General features: G+C 46.0%; 28 protein-coding genes. 15 read left to right on the plus strand and 13 right to left on the minus strand.

Annotated features, from left to right (window positions below; all coding sequences use genetic code 11):
• Positions 1–18 precede the first annotated feature (18 nt).
• The 5 genes from JW968_00365 to JW968_00385 are packed head-to-tail and all read left to right on the plus strand — an operon-like array spanning position 19 to position 3,994.
• Positions 19–348: a DUF5320 domain-containing protein gene (locus JW968_00365; protein MBN1385412.1), complete on the plus strand. Its 330-nt coding sequence runs from the start codon at positions 19–21 to the stop codon at positions 346–348.
• Positions 349–359: 11 nt separating this feature from the next.
• Positions 360–1,088 (plus strand): NifB/NifX family molybdenum-iron cluster-binding protein, encoded by a 729-nt coding sequence (locus tag JW968_00370; protein ID MBN1385413.1) that lies wholly within the window; start codon positions 360–362, stop codon positions 1,086–1,088.
• A gap of 8 nt (positions 1,089–1,096) precedes the next feature.
• A complete protein-coding gene (locus JW968_00375; protein MBN1385414.1) occupies positions 1,097–1,960 on the plus strand; it encodes an ATP-binding protein in 864 nt (287 codons plus the stop codon).
• Positions 1,957–2,850, plus strand: a complete 894-nt coding sequence (locus tag JW968_00380) for an ATP-binding protein (GenBank protein MBN1385415.1) — start codon at positions 1,957–1,959, stop codon at positions 2,848–2,850. The genes JW968_00375 and JW968_00380 overlap by 4 nt, the downstream gene beginning before the upstream one ends.
• Positions 2,840–3,994 (plus strand): cytochrome c biogenesis protein, encoded by a 1,155-nt coding sequence (locus tag JW968_00385; protein ID MBN1385416.1) that lies wholly within the window; start codon positions 2,840–2,842, stop codon positions 3,992–3,994. Before JW968_00380 ends, JW968_00385 begins: the two co-directional genes overlap by 11 nt.
• An 87-nt stretch (positions 3,995–4,081) precedes the next feature.
• On the opposite strand, the gene dusB is transcribed toward JW968_00385, so the two are convergent.
• Positions 4,082–5,017, minus strand: a complete 936-nt coding sequence (dusB, locus tag JW968_00390; GenBank protein ID MBN1385417.1) for a tRNA dihydrouridine synthase DusB — start codon at positions 5,015–5,017, stop codon at positions 4,082–4,084.
• A 139-nt stretch (positions 5,018–5,156) separates the two neighbouring features.
• Between dusB and JW968_00395 the strand changes: the two genes are divergently transcribed.
• Together JW968_00395 and JW968_00400 are read left to right on the plus strand one after the other, a co-directional pair.
• Positions 5,157–5,960, plus strand: coding sequence for a guanylate kinase (locus JW968_00395; protein ID MBN1385418.1), 804 nt, complete (start codon positions 5,157–5,159; stop codon positions 5,958–5,960).
• Positions 5,961–6,061: 101 nt separating this feature from the next.
• Positions 6,062–6,595, plus strand: a complete 534-nt coding sequence (locus JW968_00400; GenBank protein ID MBN1385419.1) for an NUDIX domain-containing protein — start codon at positions 6,062–6,064, stop codon at positions 6,593–6,595.
• On the opposite strand, the gene JW968_00405 is transcribed toward JW968_00400, so the two are convergent.
• Positions 6,592–7,599, minus strand: a complete 1,008-nt coding sequence (locus tag JW968_00405; protein MBN1385420.1) for a hypothetical protein — start codon at positions 7,597–7,599, stop codon at positions 6,592–6,594. The two genes, JW968_00400 and JW968_00405, sit on opposite strands and share 4 nt — an antisense overlap.
• Before the next feature lie 215 nt (positions 7,600–7,814).
• A complete protein-coding gene (locus tag JW968_00410; protein MBN1385421.1) occupies positions 7,815–8,405 on the minus strand; it encodes a DUF2179 domain-containing protein in 591 nt (196 codons plus the stop codon).
• A gap of 163 nt (positions 8,406–8,568) precedes the next feature.
• Between JW968_00410 and JW968_00415 the strand changes: the two genes are divergently transcribed.
• Entirely contained in the window at positions 8,569–9,768 is a 1,200-nt protein-coding gene (locus JW968_00415; GenBank protein MBN1385422.1) for a tripartite tricarboxylate transporter permease, read from the plus strand.
• On the opposite strand, the gene JW968_00420 is transcribed toward JW968_00415, so the two are convergent.
• The 6 genes from JW968_00420 to JW968_00445 are packed head-to-tail and all read right to left on the minus strand — an operon-like array spanning position 9,760 to position 17,738.
• Positions 9,760–10,593, minus strand: a complete 834-nt coding sequence (locus tag JW968_00420; GenBank protein ID MBN1385423.1) for a hypothetical protein — start codon at positions 10,591–10,593, stop codon at positions 9,760–9,762. The genes JW968_00415 and JW968_00420 overlap by 9 nt on opposite strands.
• 16 nt (positions 10,594–10,609) lie before the next feature.
• Positions 10,610–11,920, minus strand: a complete 1,311-nt coding sequence (locus JW968_00425) for an adenylosuccinate synthetase (protein MBN1385424.1) — start codon at positions 11,918–11,920, stop codon at positions 10,610–10,612.
• A gap of 37 nt (positions 11,921–11,957) precedes the next feature.
• Positions 11,958–13,529, minus strand: a complete 1,572-nt coding sequence (locus JW968_00430; GenBank protein MBN1385425.1) for an IMP dehydrogenase — start codon at positions 13,527–13,529, stop codon at positions 11,958–11,960.
• Positions 13,530–13,538: 9 nt separating this feature from the next.
• Positions 13,539–14,834 (minus strand): IMP cyclohydrolase, encoded by a 1,296-nt coding sequence (locus JW968_00435; protein ID MBN1385426.1) that lies wholly within the window; start codon positions 14,832–14,834, stop codon positions 13,539–13,541.
• Between the two features lie 12 nt (positions 14,835–14,846).
• Entirely contained in the window at positions 14,847–16,301 is a 1,455-nt protein-coding gene (locus tag JW968_00440) for a hypothetical protein (protein ID MBN1385427.1), read from the minus strand.
• Between the two features lie 9 nt (positions 16,302–16,310).
• Positions 16,311–17,738 (minus strand): adenylosuccinate lyase, encoded by a 1,428-nt coding sequence (locus JW968_00445; protein MBN1385428.1) that lies wholly within the window; start codon positions 17,736–17,738, stop codon positions 16,311–16,313.
• Between the two features lie 354 nt (positions 17,739–18,092).
• Between JW968_00445 and JW968_00450 the strand changes: the two genes are divergently transcribed.
• Positions 18,093–18,311, plus strand: a complete 219-nt coding sequence (locus tag JW968_00450; GenBank protein MBN1385429.1) for a hypothetical protein — start codon at positions 18,093–18,095, stop codon at positions 18,309–18,311.
• Between the two features lie 19 nt (positions 18,312–18,330).
• Here JW968_00450 and JW968_00455 read toward each other — a convergent pair whose 3' ends face one another.
• The gene (locus JW968_00455) at positions 18,331–18,972 is read right to left on the minus strand and encodes a hypothetical protein (GenBank protein ID MBN1385430.1); all 642 of its coding nucleotides are present in this window, start codon (positions 18,970–18,972) and stop codon (positions 18,331–18,333) included.
• A gap of 335 nt (positions 18,973–19,307) precedes the next feature.
• Here JW968_00455 and JW968_00460 point away from each other — a divergent pair, with 335 nt between their 5' ends.
• Positions 19,308–19,466 (plus strand): hypothetical protein, encoded by a 159-nt coding sequence (locus JW968_00460; GenBank protein ID MBN1385431.1) that lies wholly within the window; start codon positions 19,308–19,310, stop codon positions 19,464–19,466.
• A 15-nt stretch (positions 19,467–19,481) separates the two neighbouring features.
• Here the strand turns inward: JW968_00460 and JW968_00465 are convergent, their stop codons facing one another.
• Both JW968_00465 and JW968_00470 read right to left on the minus strand, forming a co-directional pair.
• On the minus strand, positions 19,482–20,453 hold the full coding sequence (locus JW968_00465; GenBank protein MBN1385432.1) for a 50S ribosome-binding GTPase: 972 nt from the start codon (positions 20,451–20,453) through the stop codon (positions 19,482–19,484).
• Positions 20,454–20,485: 32 nt separating this feature from the next.
• The gene (locus tag JW968_00470) at positions 20,486–21,007 is read right to left on the minus strand and encodes a YkgJ family cysteine cluster protein (GenBank protein MBN1385433.1); all 522 of its coding nucleotides are present in this window, start codon (positions 21,005–21,007) and stop codon (positions 20,486–20,488) included.
• Between the two features lie 70 nt (positions 21,008–21,077).
• On the opposite strand from JW968_00470, the gene JW968_00475 reads away from it, so the two are divergent.
• The 3 genes from JW968_00475 (at position 21,078) to JW968_00485 (ending at position 23,143) form a co-directional block, all read left to right on the plus strand.
• Positions 21,078–21,407 carry a YkgJ family cysteine cluster protein gene (locus tag JW968_00475; protein MBN1385434.1) on the plus strand — a complete coding sequence of 110 codons (330 nt, stop codon included), beginning with the start codon at positions 21,078–21,080 and terminating at the stop codon, positions 21,405–21,407.
• A gap of 84 nt (positions 21,408–21,491) precedes the next feature.
• Positions 21,492–21,917, plus strand: a complete 426-nt coding sequence (locus JW968_00480; protein MBN1385435.1) for a 30S ribosomal protein S6e — start codon at positions 21,492–21,494, stop codon at positions 21,915–21,917.
• The gene (locus JW968_00485; protein ID MBN1385436.1) at positions 21,917–23,143 is read left to right on the plus strand and encodes a translation initiation factor IF-2 subunit gamma; all 1,227 of its coding nucleotides are present in this window, start codon (positions 21,917–21,919) and stop codon (positions 23,141–23,143) included. Before JW968_00480 ends, JW968_00485 begins: the two co-directional genes overlap by 1 nt.
• A gap of 8 nt (positions 23,144–23,151) precedes the next feature.
• Here the strand turns inward: JW968_00485 and JW968_00490 are convergent, their stop codons facing one another.
• On the minus strand, positions 23,152–24,060 hold the full coding sequence (locus JW968_00490; protein ID MBN1385437.1) for a hypothetical protein: 909 nt from the start codon (positions 24,058–24,060) through the stop codon (positions 23,152–23,154).
• Positions 24,061–24,183: 123 nt separating this feature from the next.
• Here JW968_00490 and JW968_00495 point away from each other — a divergent pair, with 123 nt between their 5' ends.
• Together JW968_00495 and JW968_00500 are read left to right on the plus strand one after the other, a co-directional pair.
• A complete protein-coding gene (locus tag JW968_00495; GenBank protein ID MBN1385438.1) occupies positions 24,184–25,068 on the plus strand; it encodes a hypothetical protein in 885 nt (294 codons plus the stop codon).
• 195 nt (positions 25,069–25,263) lie between these two features.
• Complete coding sequence (locus tag JW968_00500; GenBank protein MBN1385439.1) at positions 25,264–25,710, plus strand: Lrp/AsnC family transcriptional regulator; 447 nt, start codon at positions 25,264–25,266, stop codon at positions 25,708–25,710.
• The last annotated feature ends 8 nt before the right edge of the window (positions 25,711–25,718 follow it).

Genomic DNA, 25,718 nt, shown 5'->3' on the forward strand with positions numbered 1-25,718 from the left:
CGTCAGGAGGAAAATAAAATGCCAAGAGGAGACGGAACAGGACCAAGAGGGCTGGGTGCAGGAACAGGATGGGGCTTAGGCCCATGCGGAGCCGGAATGAGGATGGGGCAAGGAAAAGGATTTGGACAGGGATTTGGAAGAGGATATGGGAGAGGACCAGGAAATGGAATGTGGCAAGGAAGAGGGTATGGATACAGAAGATTCGCGCCTGCACCACCTGCACCAGAACCTACAAAAGAACAGGAAAAAGACCTCCTTGAGGAACAGATAAAAATGCTTGAATCTGAACATGAACAGATCGATAAAGAGATAGAAACCATAAAGAAAAGGATTAAAGAAATAAAGTGAGGAGGCAGAAAATGAGGATTGCAATAACTTGCCAAGAAGACACCCTGGACAGCATGATCGACCAAAGATTCGGCAGATGCAGATATTTCCTGATTGTTGATATAGAAAAAGGGGAAATAACACGTACTGAAGCTGTGCTGAACCAGGGAGCAGAGCAGGGCCATGGCGCTGCAATAAAAGCAGGAGAACAGATGGGAGACCTTAAAGTGGAAAAAGTCCTGACAGGACAATTAGGGCCGAATGCAACAACTGTGCTTGGCAGTCTCGGGATAACAGCATACCATGCATCAGGGACTGCAAAGGAAGCCATAAAGCAATTGATCAATGATGAGCTGGAAACCATATCAGAGACAGCAAAACCCCATCCGGACACAAAAAAAACCAGTGACCAGGAAAGGATCCTCTTCCCGCTCCTTGACAACAAAGGGATGGATTCAGAGATAAGCCAGCATTTCGGCCATGCACCATTCGTCGGGTTGTATGATGCTGAAAAAAAGGAATTGGACATCATTGAAAATGATCTGGACCACACTGACCCCAGCAAGAGCCCAATAGACCAGATCGAAGAAAAATTCAACCCCACAGCAATCTTCGCAAAAGACATAGGGGGAAGAGCTGTCAGCATAATAAAAGAGAAGGGGCTGGCCCTCAAGACAGGGGATTACAAGACTGTGAAGGAGGCAATAGCAAACATAGACAGGCTTGAAGACCAAAAAAAGGACTGCGGACAGAAACACTAGCAATACAGATGACAAGAGCGATACAGATAACAAGATCGATACAGATGACAAGAATAATCGCAATCACTGGAGGGAAAGGAGGGACCGGGAAATCAACAGTGGCAACATCCCTAGCCTTCGAATTGTCAAAAGAGAAAAGAGTGCTCCTGGTGGATGCTGATGTCGACTGCCCCAATGACCATCTGCTCCTGAGCATAAAAAGAGAGCATCTGAAAACAGTCAGGCAGAGGATACCCAAGTTCAATCCTGACAGATGCACAAAGTGCGGAGCATGCGGAAAAGTCTGCAAGACAAATGCCATAATGTCGATAAAAGGAAAGAACCCCATATTCATGCCTGACCAATGCAATGGATGCGGAGCCTGCAAGATCATCTGCCCGTCAGGCGCAATCGAATGGGATTCCAAGGAGATAGGCAGGATATACTCCGGCAAAAAGGACAATCTTGATTTCCTGTCAGGAGAACTGAAGACAAACCAGCCCATCTCAGAATTCATAGTCAACAGCCTAAATGAGGAGATAGAAAAAAGAAAAGATGGATATGACTATATCATAATAGACACTGCCGCCGGCACACACTGCCCGGTCATAGCTGCTCTTGAAAATGCAGATTATGCATTCGCTGTGACAGAGCCGACCCCGCTCGGAGCGCACGATCTTGAGATAATCCTGCAGCTGCTGGCCAGGATGAACAAGAAAGGGGGGATAATCCTGAACCGCTCTGACATCGGAGACAAAAAAATCATAGAATCCATGGCAAAAAAGCACAGCGCAGGGATAATATTTGAGATACCTTTCTCAAAAGAGATAATAATCCAATATTCAAAAGGAGAGCCTGTCAACATCCCAAGAATATCGTCAATAATAAAATGAAATCAATAATAGTCTTATCAGGGAAAGGAGGTGTGGGAAAAAGCAGCATCGCTGCCTCATTAGCAATAGCTTTCTCTGAAGACAAGAGGATAGTGTGCGCAGACTGTGATGTCGATGCCTCAAACCTCTCTATCCTGTTCTCACTGCCGACAGAGAGATATGAAGAATGGACCCCTCTGTCCACCAACCAGATAGCCTCAATCGACAGGGATAAGTGCATAAGATGCGGAAAATGCATCGCCACATGCTATTTCAAGGCACTGCGATCCGAAGACAATATCCCTAAACTGAATGAATTCGGTTGCGAGGGCTGCGGAGCATGCGAACTGATATGCCCAGCCAAGGCAATAACACTGAAAGATATCGATAATGCATACATCGGGTACTCAAGAACAGGCTATGGATTCAAGATCGCATCTGCACAGCTGCTTCCGGGCAATTCCGGCTCAGGGAAAGTGGTCTCAGAGGTCAGGAAGAAGGCAAAAGAGATAGAACCTGATGCAGAGCTGATGATAATAGATGCTGCAGCAGGGATAGGATGCCCTGTCATAGCTTCTGTCACAGGGAATGACTATGCTTTATTGGTCACTGAACCAACACCCTCAGGATATGAGGATATGCTGAGAGCGCTTGACATAGTGGACCATTTCAGGATCAAAAAAGGGATCATAATAAATAAATATGACCTGAACAAGGATTATTCTGCAAAGATAGAGCTTTTTGCGCAGGAGAAAAAAATCCCCATCATCCATAAGATACCTTTTGACAGGGCTTTTGTAGACGCGATGACCAATATGGTGCCGATAATCGATCATGACAAAGATTTCAGGAAAATGTTCATGGATATGAAGAAAAAAATTGAAGCTGAGGTGATAGACAGTGAAAAATAAAGTCATCATTTTGCTGTGCACAATGATTATATTACAATCCTTTCTCATATCAGCAGAAGGTGAGACTGCCAATGAAGTGCATCTGCACCTGTTCTACGGCCAGGGATGCCCGCACTGCTCACAACTGAGGATTTTCCTGAATGATATACAGCCAAAATACCCATCTCTCACAATCCACGAACATGAGGTGTATTCAGACAATGAAGGGAGACTGCTATTTGAACAGATGTCCCATGATTTCAATGTGTCGATAGAAGGTGTTCCGACTGTCTTTGTCGATGATAAGGTGATTGTCGGTTTCAGTAAGTCCATAGGAGAATCAATAGAAAGAGAGATAAAAAGATGCCTTGAAATGGACTGTGGAGACCCGGAAAAAAAGCAGGGAAGCCCTGAAACAATAAAGATGATCGGAGAGAGCTCTCCTTCTGATAATCCAGAGAAAAAAGAATTTTCCCAGAAACTCACCATACCAATAGTAGTGGCAGCTGCTGCAGTGGATGCAATTAACCCATGCGCCTTTGCAGTGCTTATCATCCTCATGACAGCCGCCCTGTCGATAGCAAACAAGAAGAGGGCATTAAGATTCGGGCTGGCATTCACTGTATCTATCTACATATCATATTTCCTGATGGGACTGGGCCTGTTCTCAGCACTGCAAGCGACAGGCATAAGCCATGCATTCTACATATTTGTCAGCGTGCTTGCGGTCATTGTCGGATTATTGAACATCAAGGATTATTTCTGGTACGGCAAAGGATTCCTCATGGAAGTGCCGCTCAGCTGGAGACCGACCATGAAAAAAATCCTGAAAAGCACGACTTCCCCATTCGGCGCATTCATTGCCGGATTTGCAGTATCATTGTTCGAACTGCCATGCACAGGAGGGCCTTACATTGTGATTTTGGGGCTGTTGGCAAAGGAAGTGACACGGGAAACAGGGATATTATACCTGCTTTTATACAATCTGGTGTTTGTATCTCCCCTGATAATCCTGTCAATCATATTATATAAGGGCTTATCAACTACAGAGAAACTTGAATCCATAAGGCAGAATAAAATAAGACTGCTGCACCTGATTGCAGGAATCCTGATGCTGGGCATAGCAGTTGTGATGATCCTGTCAATCAGCTATGGATGGGTCTAAAAAAATTTCATTATTTATTGATTTTTTATTGATGAGAGATAATAAAAATAACAACAATAGATTGATTCATATGAATTTAAGCATATCCTAGAAATCTTTCAGAACATCAATCAAAGCATCCCTTTCTTCGATCCTTGACAGCCTATCCCTCAGCTTATTGCTGCCATCCAGGCCCTTTGTGAACCACATTGCATATTCCCTATAAGCCTTGATGCCAAAATCATATTTCTTCATAATACTGTAGAGCTCAAGGAGCATCTCCAGCTTCTGGGTTTTTTCAGGCTCAGGAAGAAGCTCTCCAGTGCTCAGATAATGATCTGTCCTCCTGAAGATGGACGGGTCCTTCATCGCAGCCCTGCCGATCATGATGAAATCGCAATTGGTTTGGTCTAACATGGCTTTTGCATCCTCTGGAGAGAAAACATCACCGTTGCCGATGACAGGTATTGAGATACTGTCCTTGACCTCCTTTATTACTGACCACTTCGCCTTCCCTGAATAGCCCTGCTGCTGGGTCCTCGCATGGATGGTTATCGCAGAAGCGCCGGCTGACTCTATTATCCTGGCTGTCTTGACAGCCTGATTGTCAGAGATGCCAGACCTAATCTTTGCAGTGACTGGGATCTTCACAGTGTCAACTAGTGTTTCAATTATCTCCTTGATCTTTGCAGGACGCTTTAGCAAGGCAGATCCTGCGCCGATGTTGACAACAGAAGATGCAGGACATCCTAAGTTGAAATCCAATATATCACATTTCTTTTCAAGAATCAGAGCAGATGCTTTTATGTTATCAATCTTTGCAGCGAACATCTGCATTGCAACAGGCTTCTCCTGAGGGTCTGTTAGGATCATCTTCAGGGTTGCCTTGTTTGATCTCGCCAGGGCATTCGCATTCACCATCTGATTGAAGACAAGGCCTGCGCCGTATCTCCTGCAAAGAAGCCTGAAAGGGAGCCAGCAGACATCAGCCATCGGAGCCAGGACAAGCTGGTTCGGAATCCTGACATTGCCTATGTTTTGCATGAAATCGGCTTAATCTATGGTCTTAATAAAGATTTCCGGGTGGAATTGCGAAAAATTTATATATGAAAACAAAATCCTTTAACATAAAGTATTATTATATAAGATAATATCATATAAAATCATATAAAAGTGAATTCAAATGGATTACCAGCCGCCAAACTTCGTCCCATACAACATACAGGAAATGCTGAAAATCAGGACACTCGAAAATGTTAGGCTTTCAGAACCGCTGGCGCAGAGCCTCAACCATGGAAGGCAGGACTCATATGGAAAAAGACTGATATACATATCCGGGCCCAATGGAGTCGGGAAGGATACGCTGCTTGACATCGCACTTGATATTCTTGCCGAAAAAGGGATAGAGAGCATATCAAGATTCCCCAGGACAACAACGAGGCCCAGGAGAAAAGCTGAAAGGGATGGGATAGACTATTTCTTCCAGAGCGAAGAGGAGATGCTCGACGGGTGGAGAAGATACATAGCGATGACAAGATATCCGGCAAACCAATGCCTGTACGGCATCGACGGAGCAAAGATGGGGGATGCACTGCAGGGAGGCAGGCATGTAGTCATGGTTGCAGGGATTGATTTCGCGCCTGTGCTGAAGAAATTCTTCCCTGAATCCACATCAATCTACATACTGCCGCCGTCAGCAGAAGAGCTCGAGAGAAGGCTGAGCGAGAGGGAATCTGACTCAGAAGAGCTTAGGGAAAGATTCAGGGTCGGCGAAGAAGAGATCATATCAGTATTCGGCTCGCTCTACGGAAGAAGATGCTACTTCAACAATGCGATAGATGCGGCAATAAACAATGATGATCTGCAAAAGTCTTCGCTTCAGCTTGCTGAGATGATAGAGAAGGCCATGGATGGAGTGAGACCAGACCCGAGTGACAGGCTGGAAAGGCTCAGGGCAGAATTCCACAGGGTGATGGACGCAAGATGAAACACTGCCTGAAGAAAAAAGACTGGAAGCAGAGACTTCCACAACCATTATCAGGATCCCAAGGATAAAACATATAAGCAAAGGAATGATACACCATGATCATGGCACATGATGAAAAGGTCGATATAGTGGACAGCGAAGACAGAGTGATAGGCGAGGACACAAAAGAGAGATGCCACCTATCAGGGAAAAGGCACAGATGCGCGGCCATATACGTGATGAACGAAGGCAAGCTGTTCCTGCAGATACGCGCAGACCACAAGAAAGTGGAGCCTGGCAAGATGGACCATTCAGCAGCAGGGCATGTCAAGAAAGGGGAGAATTATGAAGACGCAGCTGTAAGAGAGCTTGAAGAGGAACTAGGGATAAAGACAAACCTCACATTCCTGGGAAAAGCCGCAGAGAACAAGACCCACACTGATGGGAGGGACATAAAACACATCTTCCAGATGTACATAGCAGAGCACGACGGTGCCATAAAGCTAAACAAGGACGAGCTCAAGGGCATTGCGCTTATAGAACCTGAAGAGATAGAAAAAATGATAAAAGAGAAACCTTCACAGTTCGCCCAAGGATTCCTAGAGACATTCCCCACATTCATCGAATGGTACAGGGAATTCGGGAATCTGCCCTAAAACAAGGTGGCCCTGTTCAGGGGGAATGCAGTAGACTTCCTGATATCCTTCTGCTGGAGTATGGATTGCGTGACCCTGCTTATGCCTATCCCGCAGCCTGCATGGGGTATGGGGTGCTCCTTGATAATCTTCATATACCAGTCAAATCTCCTGAGAGCCTCAGAGTGGAGCTCTTTATCAGAGAAGGCGCTGAAACCATACTCTTCCTTGATCGCTTCCTTCAACAATCTCAGCATATCTGAGCTCTCCAGCCTCTCAACCAGCCTTCCATGGCTCTCCTCGCGTTCTGCTGCACCGACAGCCTCACCGCTAAAGGGCATGAGAAGATCCATGCTGTTGACAACAGAACCATCATCCCTGTTGACCTTCATATTGAAGAACTTTATCTCCTTAGGATAATGAGTGATGAACAGAGGCCTACCCCCATTGAGCGCAACAAGCTCCTGCTCATGAGCAGCTTTCAGATCATCTCCGAACTTAAGCCCATGATGAGACAACAGCTTGATGGCATTGGAATAAGTGATGCTGTTATAGGGAGGCCTTAGGACATCCAGATCCGGGGATTCAATAAGCATATTCAGCTCTTCCTCACAATTCTGCTCGACATAATCAATCATCGCACCGAAGATATTGGAGATCTCTCCCTGAAGCTGCAGGAGATCCATATCAGCGACCTCAATCTCAAACAATGGGAACTCTATGAGATGCCTCTCATCAGCCTTGAGCTCCTTCCTAAAGCTCGGGCCGCAGCAGAAGGTCTTCCTATACACATGCATGAATGCCTCCAACATCAGCTGGCCAGTCTGGTTCAGGTAAGCTGCCTGAGAAAACAGGTCTGTCCTGAACAAGGTGCTGAAGTTCTCGCAAGCACCAGTGGCCTTTGTCAGGTGAGGTATCAGGATCAGCTGATACCCGCTCTTCATGCAATAATCTGTCGCTGCTGTGACCAACCCAGCCTCAAGCTTCGCCACCAAAGCGGTCTCACTACTCAAAATCTGCTCCATTCTTCCACCTCCGAGCCCTAGCTAGAATGCAATGACTCTATCTAGAACCTGCCAGCGTACCGGCCAATTACAAATACAAATGAACATGAAAAAATCTACAGGGAATGAAATAGAATGTTTTGACGACGACAGAATTGAGGTATTTTCCTAGATTTTTCATCTAGAAAACTTACAGAATCAGGGTGATATAAATAATTATCGGTTGCATGGGGCAGTCACTTCACCAATTTCTTCATCCTGGACAGGAAAGAGCTGTCCCTCTGATGGGATTCAGAGACATCACCATCAAAAGAGAACCTCACATCCTCTATTGAACAGAAAGCATTTGGGTTATATTCATTGACAAGATCAAGCACCTTCTTGGTGTCATGGCGGTTTATGATTGTGAAGATTATCTTCACCTTGTCATCAGGACCATCAGCGCCGATCGTGGTAAAGGTGTATCTTTTGCTTTTCAGGGCATCCAATAGCTGGACTGCATCCCTGCCTGTTATTATCCTGATAATGACCTTGCCCATAGAGATCCTCTCCTCTATCACCATGCCGACATAGGTCCCGGCTGCAAAACCCAGCCCATAAGCCAGGAAGCAGAAAACATTGGAGAGATTAAGAAGTATCTGCCTGATAGCTAAAAGCCAAATCAGCACTTCAAAGAAACCCATGACAGGAGCCAGATACTTGAAGCCCCTGGAGATGAATATGACACGAATAGTGCCAATGCTGACATCAACAACCCTTGCACAGAATATCAAGACAGGTATGATGAAATAAGCATACAGATTCGAATCAAAAAAAGCAAGCGCCATGCACCATGAATATTTTTATCAATTTATAAAATTATTGGTTGGTATATGCAAAATCCAAAGAAACAGGCTATACAAGCCAGAATGCCAGAATGCCAGAAAATGACGGAGCAATTCCGGATTTATCCTGTGAAAACATATTAAGCATCAGTATCATCAATATCTCATGATTATAGAAATAATAATCGCAGTAATCATCGGGATCGGCGCAGGCATATTCACAGGCCTGTCCCCTGGAATCCACATAAATCTCGTCTCTGTACTGCTGCTCAGCCTAAGCCCGCTGCTGCTGCAATTCACAACACCGCTCATACTTGCATGCTTCATAATATCAATGTCTGTCACACAGACATTCATAGATCCTATACCAGCAACATTCTTAGGGGCGCCGGAATCAGAGAGTGCACTGGGAGTGCTTCCAGGCCACAGGTACCTGCTGAAAGGCATGGGCTATACTGCAGTCAAGCTGACAGTGATAGGAAGCATCGGGGCAATGATACTGAGCATAATCATGTTCCCATTCCTCATACCATTTGTGAAGCACATATATCCGATATTGCAGGGATACATGGGATACATACTGCTTGGGGTCGTGATATTCATGATCCTCAGGGAGAAGAAAAAGATGTGGGCCATCATAATATTCGGGCTTTCAGGGATTCTCGGGCTCATAGTGATGAACTACAGCTTCAAGGACCCCTTATTCCCACTATTCTCAGGATTGTATGGGATAAGCACACTACTGATCTCGCTGAATGAGAATGAGAAGATACCAAAACAGAAAGATAAACAGGAGCTGAAGCTTGATACATGGCAGACGACAAAAGCGCTTCTCTCAGGCCAGTTCTCTGGATTCATAACAGCAGTCTTCCCGGGATTAGGGGCAGCGACAGCAGCTGTGATAAGCATGCAGATAACAAGAAAACTCGGGGACCAGGGATTCATGATACTCATCGGGAGCATAAGCACTGTCAATTTCGTGCTATCGCTTGTGGCATTCTATGCCATAGACAAGGCAAGGAACGGAAGCATAATAGCGGTGCAGAAGCTGATGCCGGAGATAAGCATACCAATAATCATCGTCTATCTGTGCTGCGGACTGATTGCCGGGAGCATATCTGTATATCTGTGCCTGAAGATAACAAGATGGTTCTCTACAGCAATAACAAAAGTCAACTATAGGGCTGTGGTGCTAGGAGTCATAGGACTGATAATAATACTTGTCTGTGTGCTGACAAGATGGCAGGGACTGCTGATATTATTTGTGGGAACATGCATCGGGCTGATACCTGCTATAGTCAAGACGAGCAGGACACATGCAATGGGATCATTGCTATTGCCTGTGATGTGCTATTTCTTACTTTGAAGCAACTTTCCCCTCAAGATCCATCCTGTTGGTTATACTAACGTCAAGCAACATGGATCCTGGATTATAACAGACCACAGCCAAGCCACCCCTTACATCCTTGTCTCCGTCTTTGGGCGCAAGCTGATGCCAGATCTCGCCTGAGATGCTGGCTGCATCATGAGCACCAACCCTCACATCCAATGGATCACCTTCAAATGGAGGAGTGTCATCCATATGGCCTTGATAGGTTGATATGAACTTTCCGTCGCCAGGCATCAAGTCTGCAAATGGGAAATGCCACATCTGGGAAACAGGCTCTCCATTCTCTCCCTTCTTAATAATATGCATCGCAAAACCATATGGCTGCACAACAGCGCTGATCCTTGCAGTGTTTATGGGGGCATCTGGCTCATAAGATGTCATATCAATCCATCCAAACTTAGGATCATGGACATAGAATGGATCCCTGAATGACTCTCTCAGAATATCAGCTGGGTTGGATTCGGAATTGAAACCATGCTTCATCGTCGCAGTGTACATGCAGTTTGTCTGGAAACCATTGCTGACAAGCAAAGTCCTGCCAACCTGTGCAACTGCCGGATATAATAATAGCGCAGGATTGCCCTGCTCATAAGCCTTGCTGCTCGTCGGCGCAGTCCTTATGACGCCATGCTCATCCATCGGTGGAAACTCTCTTGCCCTGCTGCCTGGGCTCCTGCCCTCGAAACTATATGCAATAAATACCTTATCCGGATCTGATATCAGAGGGTCATCTTGAACCCTGCCCACTGTTATATGCCTGCCCCTATAAGGCCTGTCTGCAACCTGTTGAAAACCATCCATTTTAGTTACCTCCACCTCATAAATTCAATATCTTATCCATGCTTGACTTATCAATAATCACCTGATGATCCTCAGGCCCGGTGCCGATCATGAAAAACCTGTGACCCAGAAACTGCTCAATGAAATCGACATACTTTCTTGCCGGAGGAGTCAAGGTCTTGTGGTCAGCTTCCACAGTCCTGTCCCAAGGATCAAATTCCTTATAGATTGGCTTGACCTGGGAGAGAACACCTCTTTTGTTGAATGATATGTCCCATCTGGTATAAACCCTGTTGTCGAGCTCATAAGCCACAGCAACTTTTGGCCTGACACCCAGCTCTGAAAAAACCTCAAGCCTGTCAAGGCATGTCCCGGCAACATAATCCCCTTTTATAGCTCGCAGGGTCTTCTCTGCAGCAATGCAATCAAACCACCCAAGATGCCTCGGCTTTCCAGTGCTCGTGCCATATTCCCCCCATACCTGCCTCACCTTATCCTGCAGGTCATCAGGCATCTCAGTCATGAATGGCCTGTCACCTATACCGACGCTGCTGACAGTGAACTTATAAACAACAACAATATTCTTCGGCCTGTTAGGAGGATTTGTAGGATGTGAAGAGGTAATACCTGGATATTGGCCGACATCAATGTCAATCAAGGCTCCCTGGGCTCCCTCTTCGACAGCAAAAACAAATCTGGGATCAAAGAAAACATCATCATCATCAGCCAAGAAACCTTCCAGACCCCTCCTCTGATTATCATAAGAATCCGCAAATTCCCCAAAAGACCTCAATCCCGGCGGCACACCGGCTGGAAAAGCCTTTTCCTCAAGGATTTTCATCATCAATCCCTTATCGAGAAACTCAATGAACCTCATGCCGGTCCTGAAATACTTATCCCTTGCAACCTGCTTGATGCCCCTGCCAGTGGAGGTATGCTCCTTGAGATTATAACACCCCTGATCCTCAGCAGTATGATAATCAAGGATGACATGAGCATTTGAAGAGATACCTAAATTATCCGGGGTTATCTTGATGCCCCTGCTCCTCAACAATTCAATCTCCTCAAGGAGTGATCTCGGCTCAATATACATCCCCCTGCCAAGAAGTCCATAAACCTCGGGTGTGATGATGCTGCTGGTGACATGATGAAGCTGATATTTAACACCATCAATGATAACTGTATGGCCCGCATTGTGGGCACCCTGATATCTGACTGCAAGAATCCTGCTGCTTGGAACATCAAGAAGATGATACCTGCCAATTGCGTGATCGGTGACAGTATAGACACACTTGCCCTTGCCCTCATCACCATTCTGGCCCCCGATAAATGCCACATCTGACCTCATAAAAATCCCCCCATGAATTCTTCAATCTTCATTCTTATCAGCTCGAACCAGGTTTATGATAATTCGGCGGGTCATTGACCACCTTGACATCATGCACATGAGACTCCAGATGACCAGCGCCGGTCATCTTCCTGAAAGTGACCTGATCCCTCAACTGCTCAAGATTCGCTGCGCCAGCCATGCCCATGCCACTGCGCAATCCTCCGACCAATTGGACAATGGTATTTGCGATAGGACCTGTATAAGGAACAAGGGCCTCAACTCCCTCTGGGACCAGTTTCTCATCTGCCACTTCACCTTGCTGGTATCTGGCTCGTGCCTGCCTGCTCTCTCTCATCGCAGCAAGGCTCCCCATGCCCCTGTAATCCTTCATCTGCCGGCTGCCAGAAAGGACAATCTCACCAGGCGCCTCTTCAGAGCCTGCAAGCATCATGCCTACCATGACAGAATGGGCTCCTGCAATGATGGCCTTGGCAATATCACCAGAATACTTGATGCCGCCATCTGCAATAACAGGGATGCCTTTGGCCCTGGCGACTTCATACACTTCATAGATTGCTGTGACCTGGGGGATGCCGCCGCCGGTTATTTTCCTTGTAGTGCAGATGGAACCAGGGCCTTGGCCGACCTTGATGCCGTCCGGGTCATACTTCACAAGCTCTGCAGCCTGGACAGCAGATGAGATATTGCCGACGACAACATCAAGATCCGGGTATTTGGCCTTTATCTCCCTCAATGTCCTGACGGCATTTGTGGTGCTGGCATGAGCAGTATCAATGACAATAACATCAGGGTGTGCCTTCAGGATTACCTCAAGCCTATCCAAGGCATCAAGACCATCACCTATAGCAGCACCGACCCTCAGCTGGCCATTCTCGTCGACATTGTAAGCCTTATAGGATTCGGTCATGGTCCTCTTGACGTCGCTCAGCAAGTACATGGCAACAATCTTGCCCCCATCTACAACAGGAATCACCTTCTTGCCCTCATCAACCATCATCCGATAAGCCTTATCAGGGGTTGTGGTCCTGTCAGCGGTTATCAAACCAGTGGTCATTATATCACATGCCTTCTGAGAAGGGTCATCACAGAGATCAAAATCATTGCCTGTAAGGAGACCGACAAGGTTCCCTGCTTCATTGACGACAGGAAAGCTCCTGAAAGACCAGCCCCTCTCATCTGCCCTGTCCAGAATCTCCTCTATGGTATCTGACTCCTTGACAGTTATAGGCCCTTCAATCGGACAATTCAAATGATACTTGACCCGTCTTATCTCTTCTTTCTGCTCCTCAGGAGACATGCTCTTATCAATTATGCCAAGACCACCTTCCTTGGCCATCGCAATCCCCATCTTATACCTAGTAACCCTATCCATCGCAGCACTAACAATCGGAATCTTCAATGGGACATTCCTTGAGAATCTAGAAGATACATCAACATCCTTCGGATAGACGTTCGTGAATCTTGGGACAAAAGTGACGTCGTCATAGCTCAAAGCCTCCTGCATGAGCTGGGATGCCAGGAAGAACTCATCCACAGCACGGTTTATCCTAATATCAAATTCAAGACGATTCAATACATCCGACAGTTTAATATCACCAATATTCATATTATCACCCTAGTGCTTGAAACTTCGCTGGCCAGTGAATACCATCGTAGCATTCTTCTCATTGCAGGCCTCGATGACCTGCCAATCATTCACGCTGCCTCCTGGCTGGATGACTGCAGTGACTCCCTCTTCAAGTCCTACATCGATGCCATCCCTAAAAGGGAAGAATGCATCGCTCACCATTATCGCTCCAACAAGACCTCCATGGACATCTTGGACTGTCCACTTTATCTCTTTCAGAGTCTTGAGATCCTTCGGGGAGGCATATCTGGTCTTCACCCGATATAGCAACTCATTATAGGACAAACCAAGAGCTTCGTATACCATTATATCTGTCAGTTTAGAATAAGCTTTATCCCTGGCAATCTCAGCTGCTCCAACCCTATCCTGCTCACCAGTGCCTATGCCTACTGTAACTCCATCCTTGACATAGATGACAGAATTCGATGAGACCCCTGACTCCACAAGCCACCCAAACAACATGTCCCTGAACTCGTTCTCAGTGGGCTCTCTTTGAACCTTAAACAACTCCCCTTTCCTTTGATGATATCCTAAAGGAAGTGCTTTAATATCCTCAAGAGTTCTTGCCTGCGGGACGTAAGATGTCTGTACAATCAAGCCACCATCTATGAGGCTCTTGAAATCAAGCACTGGGACCCCTACCCAATCCTTAAGTGCACTCATGTTACTGATACGCATGACCCTCAAATTCTTCTTCGTGCCCAATACACTCATGACACCACCCTCATACTCAGGAGCGACAACAACCTCAGCATACCGTGATGCGATGGCCTCTGCAGTCGCCATATCGACAGGAAGATTCAAAGCAATGGCACCACCAAAAGCAGCCAGACGGTCTGCACAATCTGCCTTGACATAAGCATCTACAAGGCTTGTTCCGATAGCAACACCGCAAGGATTATTATGCTTCATAATTGCAACAACAGGCTCACCTGAGAAATATCTGAGTATATTCATCGCATTATCTGCATCTGTGATATTGATCTTACCAGGATGCTTGCCAGACTGAAGGAGCTCAGCATCAGAAGCAAGCCAGCGACCAGGCTGGATCGTCTCCACATCACCAATTATCAGGTTACCATTGAGTAGCCTATACATTGCAGCCTGCTGACCAGGATTCTCACCATAACGCAAGCCGCTCTCGACCAATGTGCCGTCGCTGTCAGGCACTTTCCAAGTGGCCTTCTCAAATCTCAACACCTTATCCCCCAGAGTGATGGTCATCGAATCCGGGAAATGTTCCTCCATCCTTGTCGTATAATCCTTCTGCAATCTTCTATCCATAGCAAATCACCTTCATGCCGCTTTTGTTCCTGAAAAATAAACAGGCTCACCATTGTGGGCCCTGAATAATACCCCTGTCTTGCCATCCTCTGTAGATTTCAAAATACTGACAACCTTTGCATCAAGACCCTTTGATCTTATGAGTGCTAATGCACTAGCTGGCTTATCGGATGCTATGAAAGCCTCATTCCCCATGGGGAACATACCATAGACAGCTTGGACTGGTGTATCACCACATAATGCAACCTCCCTTGGATCAGGTTCATAGATGCGACTGAGCTCTGCATATAAACCATGCTTGGCGAGAGGCTTAGCAAGCTTCGAATCAAAAGCGCCGCCGCTCATATGAGTGACCCATGAAGCAAGACCTCCGTCGATGAGCTGCTTGAATACTGGATAGAAGACAGTGGATGGCTCTGCAAGGAACCCCAGATATTTCTTGCCTTCATCAGATAGATGATACCTAGGACCAAGCATCTCAACCATAGCTTTTCTCTTTGCACTGATGCCGTTAGACCGCGGTGTAGGATTGCCTCTGATAGCAATCAAGTAATCACCTGCTTTCGGATGCAATGAATTCCTCAATCTCTCCTCGTCGATCAAGCTGATCGCTGTTCCGCTGAGATTGAAAGCAGGAGCTTTCCTAGTATAACCCATCCATCTGCTATCAGCCCTATGCGGAACAACATAATAAGGGAAGCCCATGGTCCGCGTGACATAACATGCCTCTTCTTCAAATGCTCTTGTCGGGATAGAACCCCTATGCTCAAGCATATCAAACACTGCAATCACTTCTGCACCTACCTTGCTCGCATCATCGACCTTCATGGCAAGGGAATCATACAAAGCACCAGGGAACCTGCGCAACCGCTCATAGAACTCAGGCTTTGTGCCGATACCATCACAGTTGAGATAAATCGCTCTCCCTTTGGGATCAAAATCAAAATATTGTATCCCCAACAAGGATAATCTCTCATTAACAAGTTCCTTCATGCGCTCTTCATACATGCACAACAAAGTACCACAGACATTTGCCTGGACATTCGGATTGACACGAGCTCCAAGGATCGCATTCTCTCCATTTATTATGCCAAACCTATGATAATCAGCCCTCTCAGCCATAACTTTCCCGACCAAATCTATCAGACCGATATCACCAGAATTCGAGTCAACAACATCAGCAAGCACCAGAGGCTTTGCGCCTGCCTCTGCAGCAATCCAAGCAAGATAATCAACCATGGATGCAGTGTGCCAATCAGGTCTCTTGTAGTCCAGCCCTGGGACAGAGAAGGCAAGAGCACGATGTCCTTCAGGAATCCTAACAACCTTCAAACCACCCATCTCAGAGTCGAGAACCTCAACAAAGTCTTCCACATTCCTCAGCGTAGGAACACAAATAGCGTTCAGAAGAGCAGCACCCTCCTGATCCTGTGCAACAACCTTATCTAGGTATGGGCTTAAGTCCATATCAACACCTCATAAAATATCTTTCGGCTGGTACGCGGCCTGAGTCGGATACCTCTCGAAAAAAGGAACTGCAAAATCATGAACCATTCCGATCTGCTGCAGAGCCAACCCGACAAAATGCTCCCTGTCCTGAAGAAGGTTCTCCAAGACAGACTTTGATATTCCAGCCCCTGCAAAAATTGGATCAACAGCAAGATCACTTGAGAGATCAGGAGGAGTTCCAGACTTCCTCATGCCAAGAGCTGCTGCAATAGAATGCTTCTTGATGACCTCATGAGCAGTCTCCCTATCGATACCATATGTCTGCGCGAGATTCAATATCTCAGTCGTGGCCAAGAACGGAAGATAACGATCAGCCTCAGCCGAGATAATCGCAGGATAAGCACCCATCTCCTTGAAGACTGTCAAAGCAGCCTCGCAAAGACCGTCAGAAGCATAGAAGGCATCAGGTAGTATTACCCTTCTCACAACAGAACAGGAAACATCACCCTCTGCAAGCTGAGCACCTGAAAGCCTCGAACCTCCGTCAGCATACATCTTGAGAAGCTCGGCAAAACCCCAGACCCTCTCAGAGGTCCTTGTGTTCATCTTGTGAGGCATAGCACTTGAACCCACCTGACCTTCCTTGAAACCCTCAGTGACCAATTCACTGCTTGCCATGAGCCTCATGTTATTTGCGAAGTTCTCGACAGAAGAAGCGACCTGGGAAAGATGAGCAAGGAGGGAATAGTCAAGAGAACGAGGATATACCTGACCTGTAGAATGTAATACCCTGGAGAAACCAAGACTCTCAGCAACCATTGCTTCCATCTGGTCAACCTTATCGCTGCTGCCTAACAGGGTCAATAGATCAAACTGGGTTCCTACCGGACCTTTGATGCCACGCATCGGATAATCCCTGATGAAATCCTCAAAAGGAGCAAGGTGCTCAAGAAGCTCCTCTTCCCACATCGAGAATCGTCTTCCCAAAAGAGTGAGCTGAGCAGGCTGGAGATGAGTCCTTGCTGTAAGGCAAATGTTAGCATACGCGTCAGCCTTCTTGTCCATGGCAGCAAGAATCGCAACATATTTTCCGAAGACCAGCTTAGCAGCATCCATGATCTGCCATTGCTCAACATTATCAGTCAAATCCCTGCTTGTGAGCGGCCTATGGATGTAACCATTTACACCTGCAGCACCTGAAAAACCCTGGATTTTCGCCTTGATATCATGCCTAAGCTCTGCCTCCATTTCCCTAATAGCATCACGGTTATCAACATCAATCGCTGATTCGTATGCTTCGATTATCGGAGAAGGTATATCAACGCCCATCTGCTTCTCAGCCTTGAGAATCTCAACCCAGAACCTCCTTTCCCTCCTTGTCTTCTCCAAATCTGACCAAATAGAATTCATCTCATCTGTAGCATAACGATCTGACAAAACATTTAGATTAGCCATCAAACCACCCAGCTACAGAAATCGATAGTTACTATAAAAAGATGGATAGTCCCATATCAGTAAAAAAGAGAAAGGTTTAAATAGTATGCTGACTACCTGACTTGGTTATGCAAATGACCAGAATATTAAACATTATTATTGTCGTCGTCATCTTGCTAGTCCTTATCATATAAAACCGGGCTTTTCCGCCGTGATTCTGGAAAGGCCCCACACGAAAGACTTGATAAAAATATATCCTGTTGAAATGACGGGGTAAAGGCATACTCCCAAGAACCCTGCTCCACGGGTTTCTTAGCCAGTAGCCTGATCAGACATAGATGGAGCCATGCAAAACAAAACAACAAAGGTGAGAAAATGTTAGGACCAACAGACCAACAATTATTCGAACAGGAGCTAGGAGCAGACTTTTATGGATGCAGGCCAGCAGGGCCCAAAATGATAAAAGCCCAGCCTGGAACAGGGCCAACACTGGACGATAAAGTGCAGAATCCGGAACCCAAGCCTCTCCAGACAAACCAGATGACCTGCGTCAGCATGAATTATTTCGGAGTCGGTGCGCACAGGGGGTACTGACCAATAGGAATAAAAAAAATCATTTCTTCTTTTTCTTTACCTTCTCAGCCGGCTGGATCTTCCCGACAAGCTTCTTGTAGCTTATGCCGATAAGCACAAGGAATTCGAGCAATAGCACAATGAATCTCATAATCCGGCTCATATCACCGAAATACCTTATTGTGCCGTAAATGATGAGCAAAATCCCGCCGATCATGACGCCTGAACCCATGAAATCAATCCGCCAGTAGACACCGAAGATTATCCCAATAAGCCCGAGAATCGTTGCCATGTAGAAGACAATCTGGCTGTGCTTCTTGTTATCTTCCCGGAAATCCCTGTTGCAGGTATCACATCTCTCAAACACCCTGCATCCATTCTCGTCGTATGTGAATTTGGGTATATCCTCGCCGCACTCCTGATAATAACGGTCCATGTCAGCGCATTTGGATTCATCAATCGCCTTCATGGGCTCGGGGAACTCTTTTCCGCAATAATCTTCCCATTCAGGGCTCGGATAGAAAGCCTCAATGCCGAAACCCACAACCAAAGCAAACATTATCGCAATCGCAACAGTCATGACAACATGCTTGAATGCCATCGTCTCACCTCTATTCTTGTGTTCATAATAGGCATACAAAACAACCAATAATACAACCAGCAAAATGCCTGGTATGACCATCTTAGGCTTTATTGCTCAAGAGCTTATAAATATTATGAATTAGAAGCTCTGTCCAGAATCCTGCTAATGCTCTATTCGCTTTAAAATATCTGCTTCAAAATGAAGGCTTTTCATTTGGATTTCCGGTGAGTGCAGATAATTCAGGCCTTTATCAGCCCAAAGAAAGTCAGCCCAAAGAAAGCCTTTGACAAACCCTTGCCACCCACTTAATTCTGCTGTCAAGTTCTTCTACTGCCAAGTTCTTCTGCTGTCCTTCTTTCTGACCAAGCCAATGATTCACTGAACAGACAAAGAAACCCAAATATTTAAATATTGATTCTCCATAAAACCCGCTTATGACACAGTTCACATGCAAATACTGCGGGTACAGGTTCCAGCCCAAAAAGGACATGAAAGAAGTCCCGAAGAAATGCCCTTACTGCGCAAGGGAAGGCTTTGTGGAGAACACATCAGCGATAGTCAAGAACATACTGGATGAAGCCGGAGTCAGATAGGACCGGAGCCCGCAGTCAGATAACCTCTTTCATCCTACTTATCTCTTTTCTCAGATCCGCTACAGACGTGACGACCCTGACATCACTGCCCCTGACAAAATCCTTCACCTTTCCAGAATGCAGGAGGTCTGTCTTGGAAAGGTATATCAATAACGGCTTATCAAAGCCTTTCATCCTCATGAGCAGCTTATGCTGATCCGCAAGAGGGTAGCTCTCAGTGAGATCAAAGACAAAGACAATCGCATGGACGACATATTTGATCGCAAGATAAGCCTGCTTCTCGATATTATTCATCTTATCGACACGGTTCAGAGTCCCAGGGGTGTCGATGAACTGGACCCTGCGATGGTTGATCATGTCATAGCCAAGATTAAGTGATTTTGTGGTGAAGGCATATGTGTTTATCTCAGGCCTGCTTGTTGTGATCCTCGAAAGGAGAGTGGACTTCCCGACATTCGGGAATCCGGAGATGGCGACAGTGAAGAGAGAGGTCTTGATCGTCGGATATTCCCTCATTATCTTCCTGCACTCCTCAAGATAATCAAGATTCTCAGAGACCTGCCTGAGGATGGATGATATCCTGCCCATGAACTGCTGCCTGAACCTGTTGACATCCTGGATGACCCTGCACCCAGTTATCTTCTTGATGTAGATCTTGTGTATCTCCTCTATCTTTCCAGCTGCCCAGTTGAGAGAACCCAGAGATTTCTTCAGTGCGACATAATCAAGGGTTATCCTGACGAGCTCCTGATAGAACTCATCAAGCTGATCGAATGAAGGGAAAGACCTGAGGATCATATCCAGGGATTCAACAAGAGACCTCTTGATCTCGTCAAGCTTCTCCCGCTCTATGTCCTTTGACTTCTTCAGGGGATCAAGCCTCTTCTTGGACAATCTTGCTGCTGCTGCCTTCTTGTTCGCCCTTTTAACAGCAACATCTAGATAGAACTGGTACTTCTCAATCTTGGAAAGCCCTTGAAAATTCATGGATCTGGAAATAAATTGCAGTGTTTAAATAGTTATTGGAGCTCCCTTATCATCGAACTGAGCTCCTCATTCCTCCTGTCGAATTCAACTGCATGATCATAAGATGGACCGTAGACAGACCTGCCTTCCTTGCTGAGGTCACACCTTATCTTCTTGGGACAGTCCCCGAGCATGCAGTGCTTTGCACTCAATATCGGGAAAGCCCTGCAGGCAAGAGGGCGCTTGTCATAACAAGTGCAAAGAAGATTCTTCTCATCGAAAAAAGGGCAGACCTTATGGTCCATGAAATAATTGATGATAAAAATCTTATCGCCCCTCCTGAATGCCTTGAGCGGGCGTATCCTCAGATCAATATCCCTGTCTTCAGCCCCTTTCTCAAGAACAATCTTCTCATCCCTCGTCATCGGAAAAGTCATTGACCTCGGATCAGCAAGATAGAACAGGCCCTGCTTCTTTGCCTGGCTGACGAGAAATCCCACATCCTCATCCCTGAGATCAACGTTGTTGCGGATATGGCAGCACTGCCCGCAATCACTGCAGTCAAATTTCTCCATGCAAAAAGCGGAAAAGAACAGGTATATAAATTTTCACAAAAATTATAAACCTGCCTGAGATGACAGGATCATGCTCACAAAAAAAGGATTCTTCTGCATAAGGTGCGGAAAGTGCTGCAGGTATTCAGTCACAATAAGCATACTTGAAAGATGGAGGATCCAGAAAAGATTTCCGGGCTTAAGGTTCTGGTCACCTGAAAGGCACTGGTGGCAGAGCAGCATCAGGATGAAAGACGGGAGATGCGTGTTCCTTGAAGAGAAAAACGGGCTCTATTCCTGCAGGATATTCGATATCAGGCCGAAGATATGCAGACAGTACCCATTTTTTAAAGTCAGCGAAGTCAAGTCATGCTTCCCTGAGGATTTGGGCACTACAGCCCTTAAAAACCCTAAATTCTGAGTTTATCAGCAGGCATAATATTTATATATGACAGCCGATTTTTCCAGCATACTTTTATAAATGGGGGTATCCGGAGGAATAATGATGGCAGATTATAAACTAGTCATAAGCGATCCAAAGACAGGCAAAAGCTACCAGAAGGAAGCCAAAGAACCAGATTCCAAATCATTATCTGGCCTGCAGATCGGGGACAAAGTTAAAGGAGAAACAATAGACATGGCAGGATATGAGTTCGAGATCACAGGCGGAAGCGACTTCGCCGGATTCCCGATGAGAAAAGATGTGAAAGGCATCCTACGAAAGAAGATCCTCGCAGTGAAAGGGACAGGGCTGGCACAGAAAGACAAAGGGATAAGGGTAAAAAAACTTGTGGCAGGGAACACAATAAGCGAAAAGACAGCACAGATAAACCTAAAGGTCATAAAGTACGGAAAAGAGCCTCTTGAGCCGAAAGAGGAAAAAGCAGAAGAGAAGAAAGAGCCTGCAGAAAAAGCAGAGGAGACGAAGTAATGGCAAAGAAACCTGCCCTACAGCCGGAAATAAACATCGGTTTAGTGGGACATGTCGACCATGGCAAGACAACACTGACCGAAAGGCTGAGCGGCAAGTGGACAGACACTCATTCTGAAGAGATAAGGCGCGGGATCACGATCAGGCTTGGATATGCTGACGCAAGCTTCTACCAGTGCGAGAAATGCAAGAGATTCCTCACTGCACAGAAATGCGACTGCGGCGGAAAGGCAAAACTCCTGAGGAAAGTCAGCTTTGTCGACGCACCAGGACACGAGAGCCTCATGGCCACAATGCTCTCAGGAGCCACTGTGATGGACGGAGCCCTGTTGCTGATCGCGGCAAACGAGGAATGCCCCCAGCCGCAGACAAGAGAGCACCTCATGGCGCTGCAGATAATGGGGATAAAGAACATCGTGGTGGTGCAGAACAAGATAGACATCATCCCGAAAGAGAAGACAATGAAGAACCACGGACAGATAAAGGAGTTCCTGAAAGACACTGACTTCAGGGATGCTCCGATAATACCCTTATCCGCGAAATTCAATGTCAACATAGACGTCCTCATCGAGACGATCGAAAGCGTGATCAAGACACCTAAGAGGGACCAGAAGAAGGACCTCATCATGTTTGTCACGAGAAGCTTTGACATAAACAAGCCAGGCACTGATATCGACGAACTGAAAGGAGGAGTGCTCGGCGGAGCCCTCAGGCAAGGCATCCTGAAAACCGGGGAAGAGATAGAGATCAGGCCCGGACAGAGGATACAGGAAGCAAACAAGTCTGTATTCCGGCCCATCAAGACCAAGGTAGTCGGGCTTATGTCAGGATCAGATCCCATGGAAAAGGTGGGGCCCGGGGGATCCATAGGAGCATCTACGACACTCGACCCCTCGATAGTGAAATCTGACTCGCTCGCAGGATCTGTCGTCGGACACCCCGGAAAGCTTCCTCCGGTATGGGAAGACCTCGAGCTTGAAGTGCACCTCCTCGATAGGCATGTCGGAACAAAAGAGGACCTTGAGATAGAGCCCATAAAGATGCAAGAAGTCCTAATGCTCAATGTGAATTCAGCCGCAACAGTTGGGATTGTCAATCAGCTCGGCAAGAACAGGTTCAAATGCAAGCTCAAGCTTCCGGTCTGCACTGAAAAAGGGAGCCGGGTCACGATATCCAGAAGGATAGGGACAAGGTTCAGGCTGATCGGCTATGGTGTGATCATCTGACCAAAACACTATTCTCTCCTGACAAATTCAATATTCTCGATCGCTTGCCTCAGATCAACTGCACGATTGCAGTTCTGGGATATGACTGTGTTATAGAATTTTGTCACTTCTTTGCTGACTATCACAACACCCGTCGTCACACCAAGGTGCCTCAGAGAGATGTTGACCCGCTTGTCATTAACATCTATCTGCATGGGGATATAATCATCAAGAACAAATCCCTTCAGTTTATATCTCTCAAAATTCTTCAACAGAGAGGATTTCCAATGCTCAAAGAATTTTGGACCCAGCTTCATAATGATATCAAGGTGAAAATCCAGTGCGGATCTCTCAAGGACCGCCTCAATTGACTTACCTCTCTTCAATGCATCATTGTAGGTCTTATGAACAAGAAAAGTCATCTGTGGATCAAAATGGGTTATCGTCGGCCTTGATGCGACAATCGCTCTCCTGAGCTTCACAAATCTCTTGAAATCCATCGGATAGAAAGCATAGGGGAAAGACTGGTGGAGCGACATATACCTGAAACTATTTGATTCCACAATCATCTGCAGATGCATCTGGGTGAACTGCTTGCTGTTGTTTACAATATCTATATGCTCAGCTCCAGGACCTCGCATCTGATCAATAATGTCCGCTTGTGCAATCACCATCCGGTCGATATTGTGCTTCATGAAGTTGATAATGCGTTTGTTAAGATTGCCGACTGAATACAAAAAAGGCCTTTTAGGAGATTTCTCTATCAGACCACTGGTGATGAGGCCGTTCAGATAATCATATATCCTACCCTTTGGGATGCCAGTCTTGGCACAAACATCTTTGGCATCTAAGCCCTTGTCCCTTAGCACTTCGATAATGACAACCTGGCTGTCACTAAGGGCAAAGTTCTCCTGCAACTTTTCAAGAAGCTTATCCATCATAAGATATAACAAATACTTATTTATAAATATTGTCAGAAAAACACGAAAAAACGTTTTTTAGTAGGAAATGTTTAAATAATCAACCCACTTACCTTTACGCATCAAGCGGGGTGACAATGAGTGGTATGCAACATAACTGAGATAGTACTCAATCAGGCTAATAGAACTGACCATATCAAGAGAATGCTCACTCTAGATGGATTAACTGATGAAAGGATCAGGGAGCATATCACCAAATACCGTTCTATGGTCCAAGAAAGGATACCTGATATTTCTGAAGAAGACCTGGAAACAGCAAACCTATACATAATTGATGGCCACAATCCCGGCTTTGACCCATGTGAGGTACAGGCCACAATAGACAAATACAAAGGCATAACCTCATTCCTTGATGATATTCTCCAACATCTGGGGGATACTGGCTTTCTAGAGGCTGAAGATGCCTGTTATTCTGGATTGGCATTAACTGGAGTTGCAAAGGATAAGATGCCAAATCTTCTAGCTGACCATGAGAGGATAAAGGCTGCAGTTGTATCAGCTGGACTGAGAAGATATGATCCCGCTGAAGCTCCGTTTAATCCGCAGCACAAACTGGTAGGCCTTCCGCAGGAGGTTTTTGATATTGACAATCTGATGGTCGCTGCGTCAAGATTCTTCACATTCACAAATCTGGCTGCGTCAAGCGGGGGAGGCATGGAAGAGAGGACCGCTATCGCATACAACAAAATGCCTATCATAATCATGAAGAAGGGTGAATATACGAGCAGAATGACTACTGGAGCCAGACGAGTGCTCCTATTCGAGTATTCTGACATAAAAGCACAGTTCAATGAGCTTGTAGATTTCATCAGCGAAGCAAGATCATACAGCCCTGGAATCGGGACCTGTTCGGAGCATGGAAACACCTTGGTAGGATTCCGCGAAGGTGATCATCTTTGCTTACCTGCACATATGGAGAGGAAATTCCCATCTGTGAAGTATGATTTTTCACAATACCAGAAATGAATAGCAGAGTTTGAATGCTTTTTTCTTAGATTTTCCTATATGGCATTCAGCTTCAGCTATAAAATTTTTCCGAAACATTCAGAAAAATTCCAAGAGAATGAAAAAACAAAAGGGGGACGGAAAGCTTAATCCATATTGGGCAATGTACGACAAAGAGAAAATTATGGAACAGATGAACCAAACCCACGAGGAAAAATGATCAATGAAACTGACATAGCAATCATACAGATGCTACGACAGAACTCAAGAGAATCCCTGGCAAAGATGGGAAAAAAGATAGGAATACCCATGTCAACAACATATGATAAGCTCAAGAAACTCGAAGAGAACGCGATCCTGAGGCATTCCACAATCGTGGACTTCCGGCAATTAGGGTTCTCCCACAGGATACATCTCAGCCTGAAGTTTGAAAACAATACCAAACACAGCTTCAGGCTATTTGCCTGCTCAAATCCAAATGTGAACAACATACTGGAATGCGTAGGCGAATATGATTTCATAATGGACTGTCTATTCAGGGACCTGAAAGAGATGCACGCCTTCATAGAAGACATCAAATCAGGCTTCAATCCCACAAACATGAAAAGACTGGACATCGTGGGGGACATAAAACAAGAGGGGCTGAAGTTTTGGAATGATTGAGCGACCTT

It is taken from the genome of Candidatus Woesearchaeota archaeon (assembly GCA_016928155.1).
GTDB lineage: Archaea > Nanobdellota > Nanobdellia > Woesearchaeales > JAFGLG01 > JAFGLG01.

Coding starts and splice junctions, on each gene's coding strand:
- JW968_00365 (MBN1385412.1), top strand. CDS start 19: ATGCCAAGAGGAGACGGAACAGGACCAAGAGGGCTGGGTGCAGGAACA.
- JW968_00370 (MBN1385413.1), top strand. CDS start 360: ATGAGGATTGCAATAACTTGCCAAGAAGACACCCTGGACAGCATGATC.
- JW968_00375 (MBN1385414.1), top strand. CDS start 1,097: ATGACAAGAGCGATACAGATAACAAGATCGATACAGATGACAAGAATA.
- JW968_00380 (MBN1385415.1), top strand. CDS start 1,957: ATGAAATCAATAATAGTCTTATCAGGGAAAGGAGGTGTGGGAAAAAGC.
- dusB (MBN1385417.1), bottom strand. CDS start 5,017: ATGCAAAACATAGGCAATGTCAGGATTCCGAACCAGCTTGTCCTGGCT.
- JW968_00395 (MBN1385418.1), top strand. CDS start 5,157: ATGGATTACCAGCCGCCAAACTTCGTCCCATACAACATACAGGAAATG.
- JW968_00400 (MBN1385419.1), top strand. CDS start 6,062: ATGGCACATGATGAAAAGGTCGATATAGTGGACAGCGAAGACAGAGTG.
- JW968_00405 (MBN1385420.1), bottom strand. CDS start 7,599: ATGGAGCAGATTTTGAGTAGTGAGACCGCTTTGGTGGCGAAGCTTGAG.
- JW968_00410 (MBN1385421.1), bottom strand. CDS start 8,405: ATGGCGCTTGCTTTTTTTGATTCGAATCTGTATGCTTATTTCATCATA.
- JW968_00415 (MBN1385422.1), top strand. CDS start 8,569: ATGATTATAGAAATAATAATCGCAGTAATCATCGGGATCGGCGCAGGC.
- JW968_00420 (MBN1385423.1), bottom strand. CDS start 10,593: ATGGATGGTTTTCAACAGGTTGCAGACAGGCCTTATAGGGGCAGGCAT.
- JW968_00425 (MBN1385424.1), bottom strand. CDS start 11,920: ATGAGGTCAGATGTGGCATTTATCGGGGGCCAGAATGGTGATGAGGGC.
- JW968_00430 (MBN1385425.1), bottom strand. CDS start 13,529: ATGAATATTGGTGATATTAAACTGTCGGATGTATTGAATCGTCTTGAA.
- JW968_00435 (MBN1385426.1), bottom strand. CDS start 14,834: ATGGATAGAAGATTGCAGAAGGATTATACGACAAGGATGGAGGAACAT.
- JW968_00440 (MBN1385427.1), bottom strand. CDS start 16,301: ATGGACTTAAGCCCATACCTAGATAAGGTTGTTGCACAGGATCAGGAG.
- JW968_00445 (MBN1385428.1), bottom strand. CDS start 17,738: ATGGCTAATCTAAATGTTTTGTCAGATCGTTATGCTACAGATGAGATG.
- JW968_00450 (MBN1385429.1), top strand. CDS start 18,093: ATGTTAGGACCAACAGACCAACAATTATTCGAACAGGAGCTAGGAGCA.
- JW968_00455 (MBN1385430.1), bottom strand. CDS start 18,972: ATGGTCATACCAGGCATTTTGCTGGTTGTATTATTGGTTGTTTTGTAT.
- JW968_00460 (MBN1385431.1), top strand. CDS start 19,308: ATGACACAGTTCACATGCAAATACTGCGGGTACAGGTTCCAGCCCAAA.
- JW968_00465 (MBN1385432.1), bottom strand. CDS start 20,453: ATGAATTTTCAAGGGCTTTCCAAGATTGAGAAGTACCAGTTCTATCTA.
- JW968_00470 (MBN1385433.1), bottom strand. CDS start 21,007: ATGGAGAAATTTGACTGCAGTGATTGCGGGCAGTGCTGCCATATCCGC.
- JW968_00475 (MBN1385434.1), top strand. CDS start 21,078: ATGCTCACAAAAAAAGGATTCTTCTGCATAAGGTGCGGAAAGTGCTGC.
- JW968_00480 (MBN1385435.1), top strand. CDS start 21,492: ATGGCAGATTATAAACTAGTCATAAGCGATCCAAAGACAGGCAAAAGC.
- JW968_00485 (MBN1385436.1), top strand. CDS start 21,917: ATGGCAAAGAAACCTGCCCTACAGCCGGAAATAAACATCGGTTTAGTG.
- JW968_00490 (MBN1385437.1), bottom strand. CDS start 24,060: ATGGATAAGCTTCTTGAAAAGTTGCAGGAGAACTTTGCCCTTAGTGAC.
- JW968_00500 (MBN1385439.1), top strand. CDS start 25,264: ATGATCAATGAAACTGACATAGCAATCATACAGATGCTACGACAGAAC.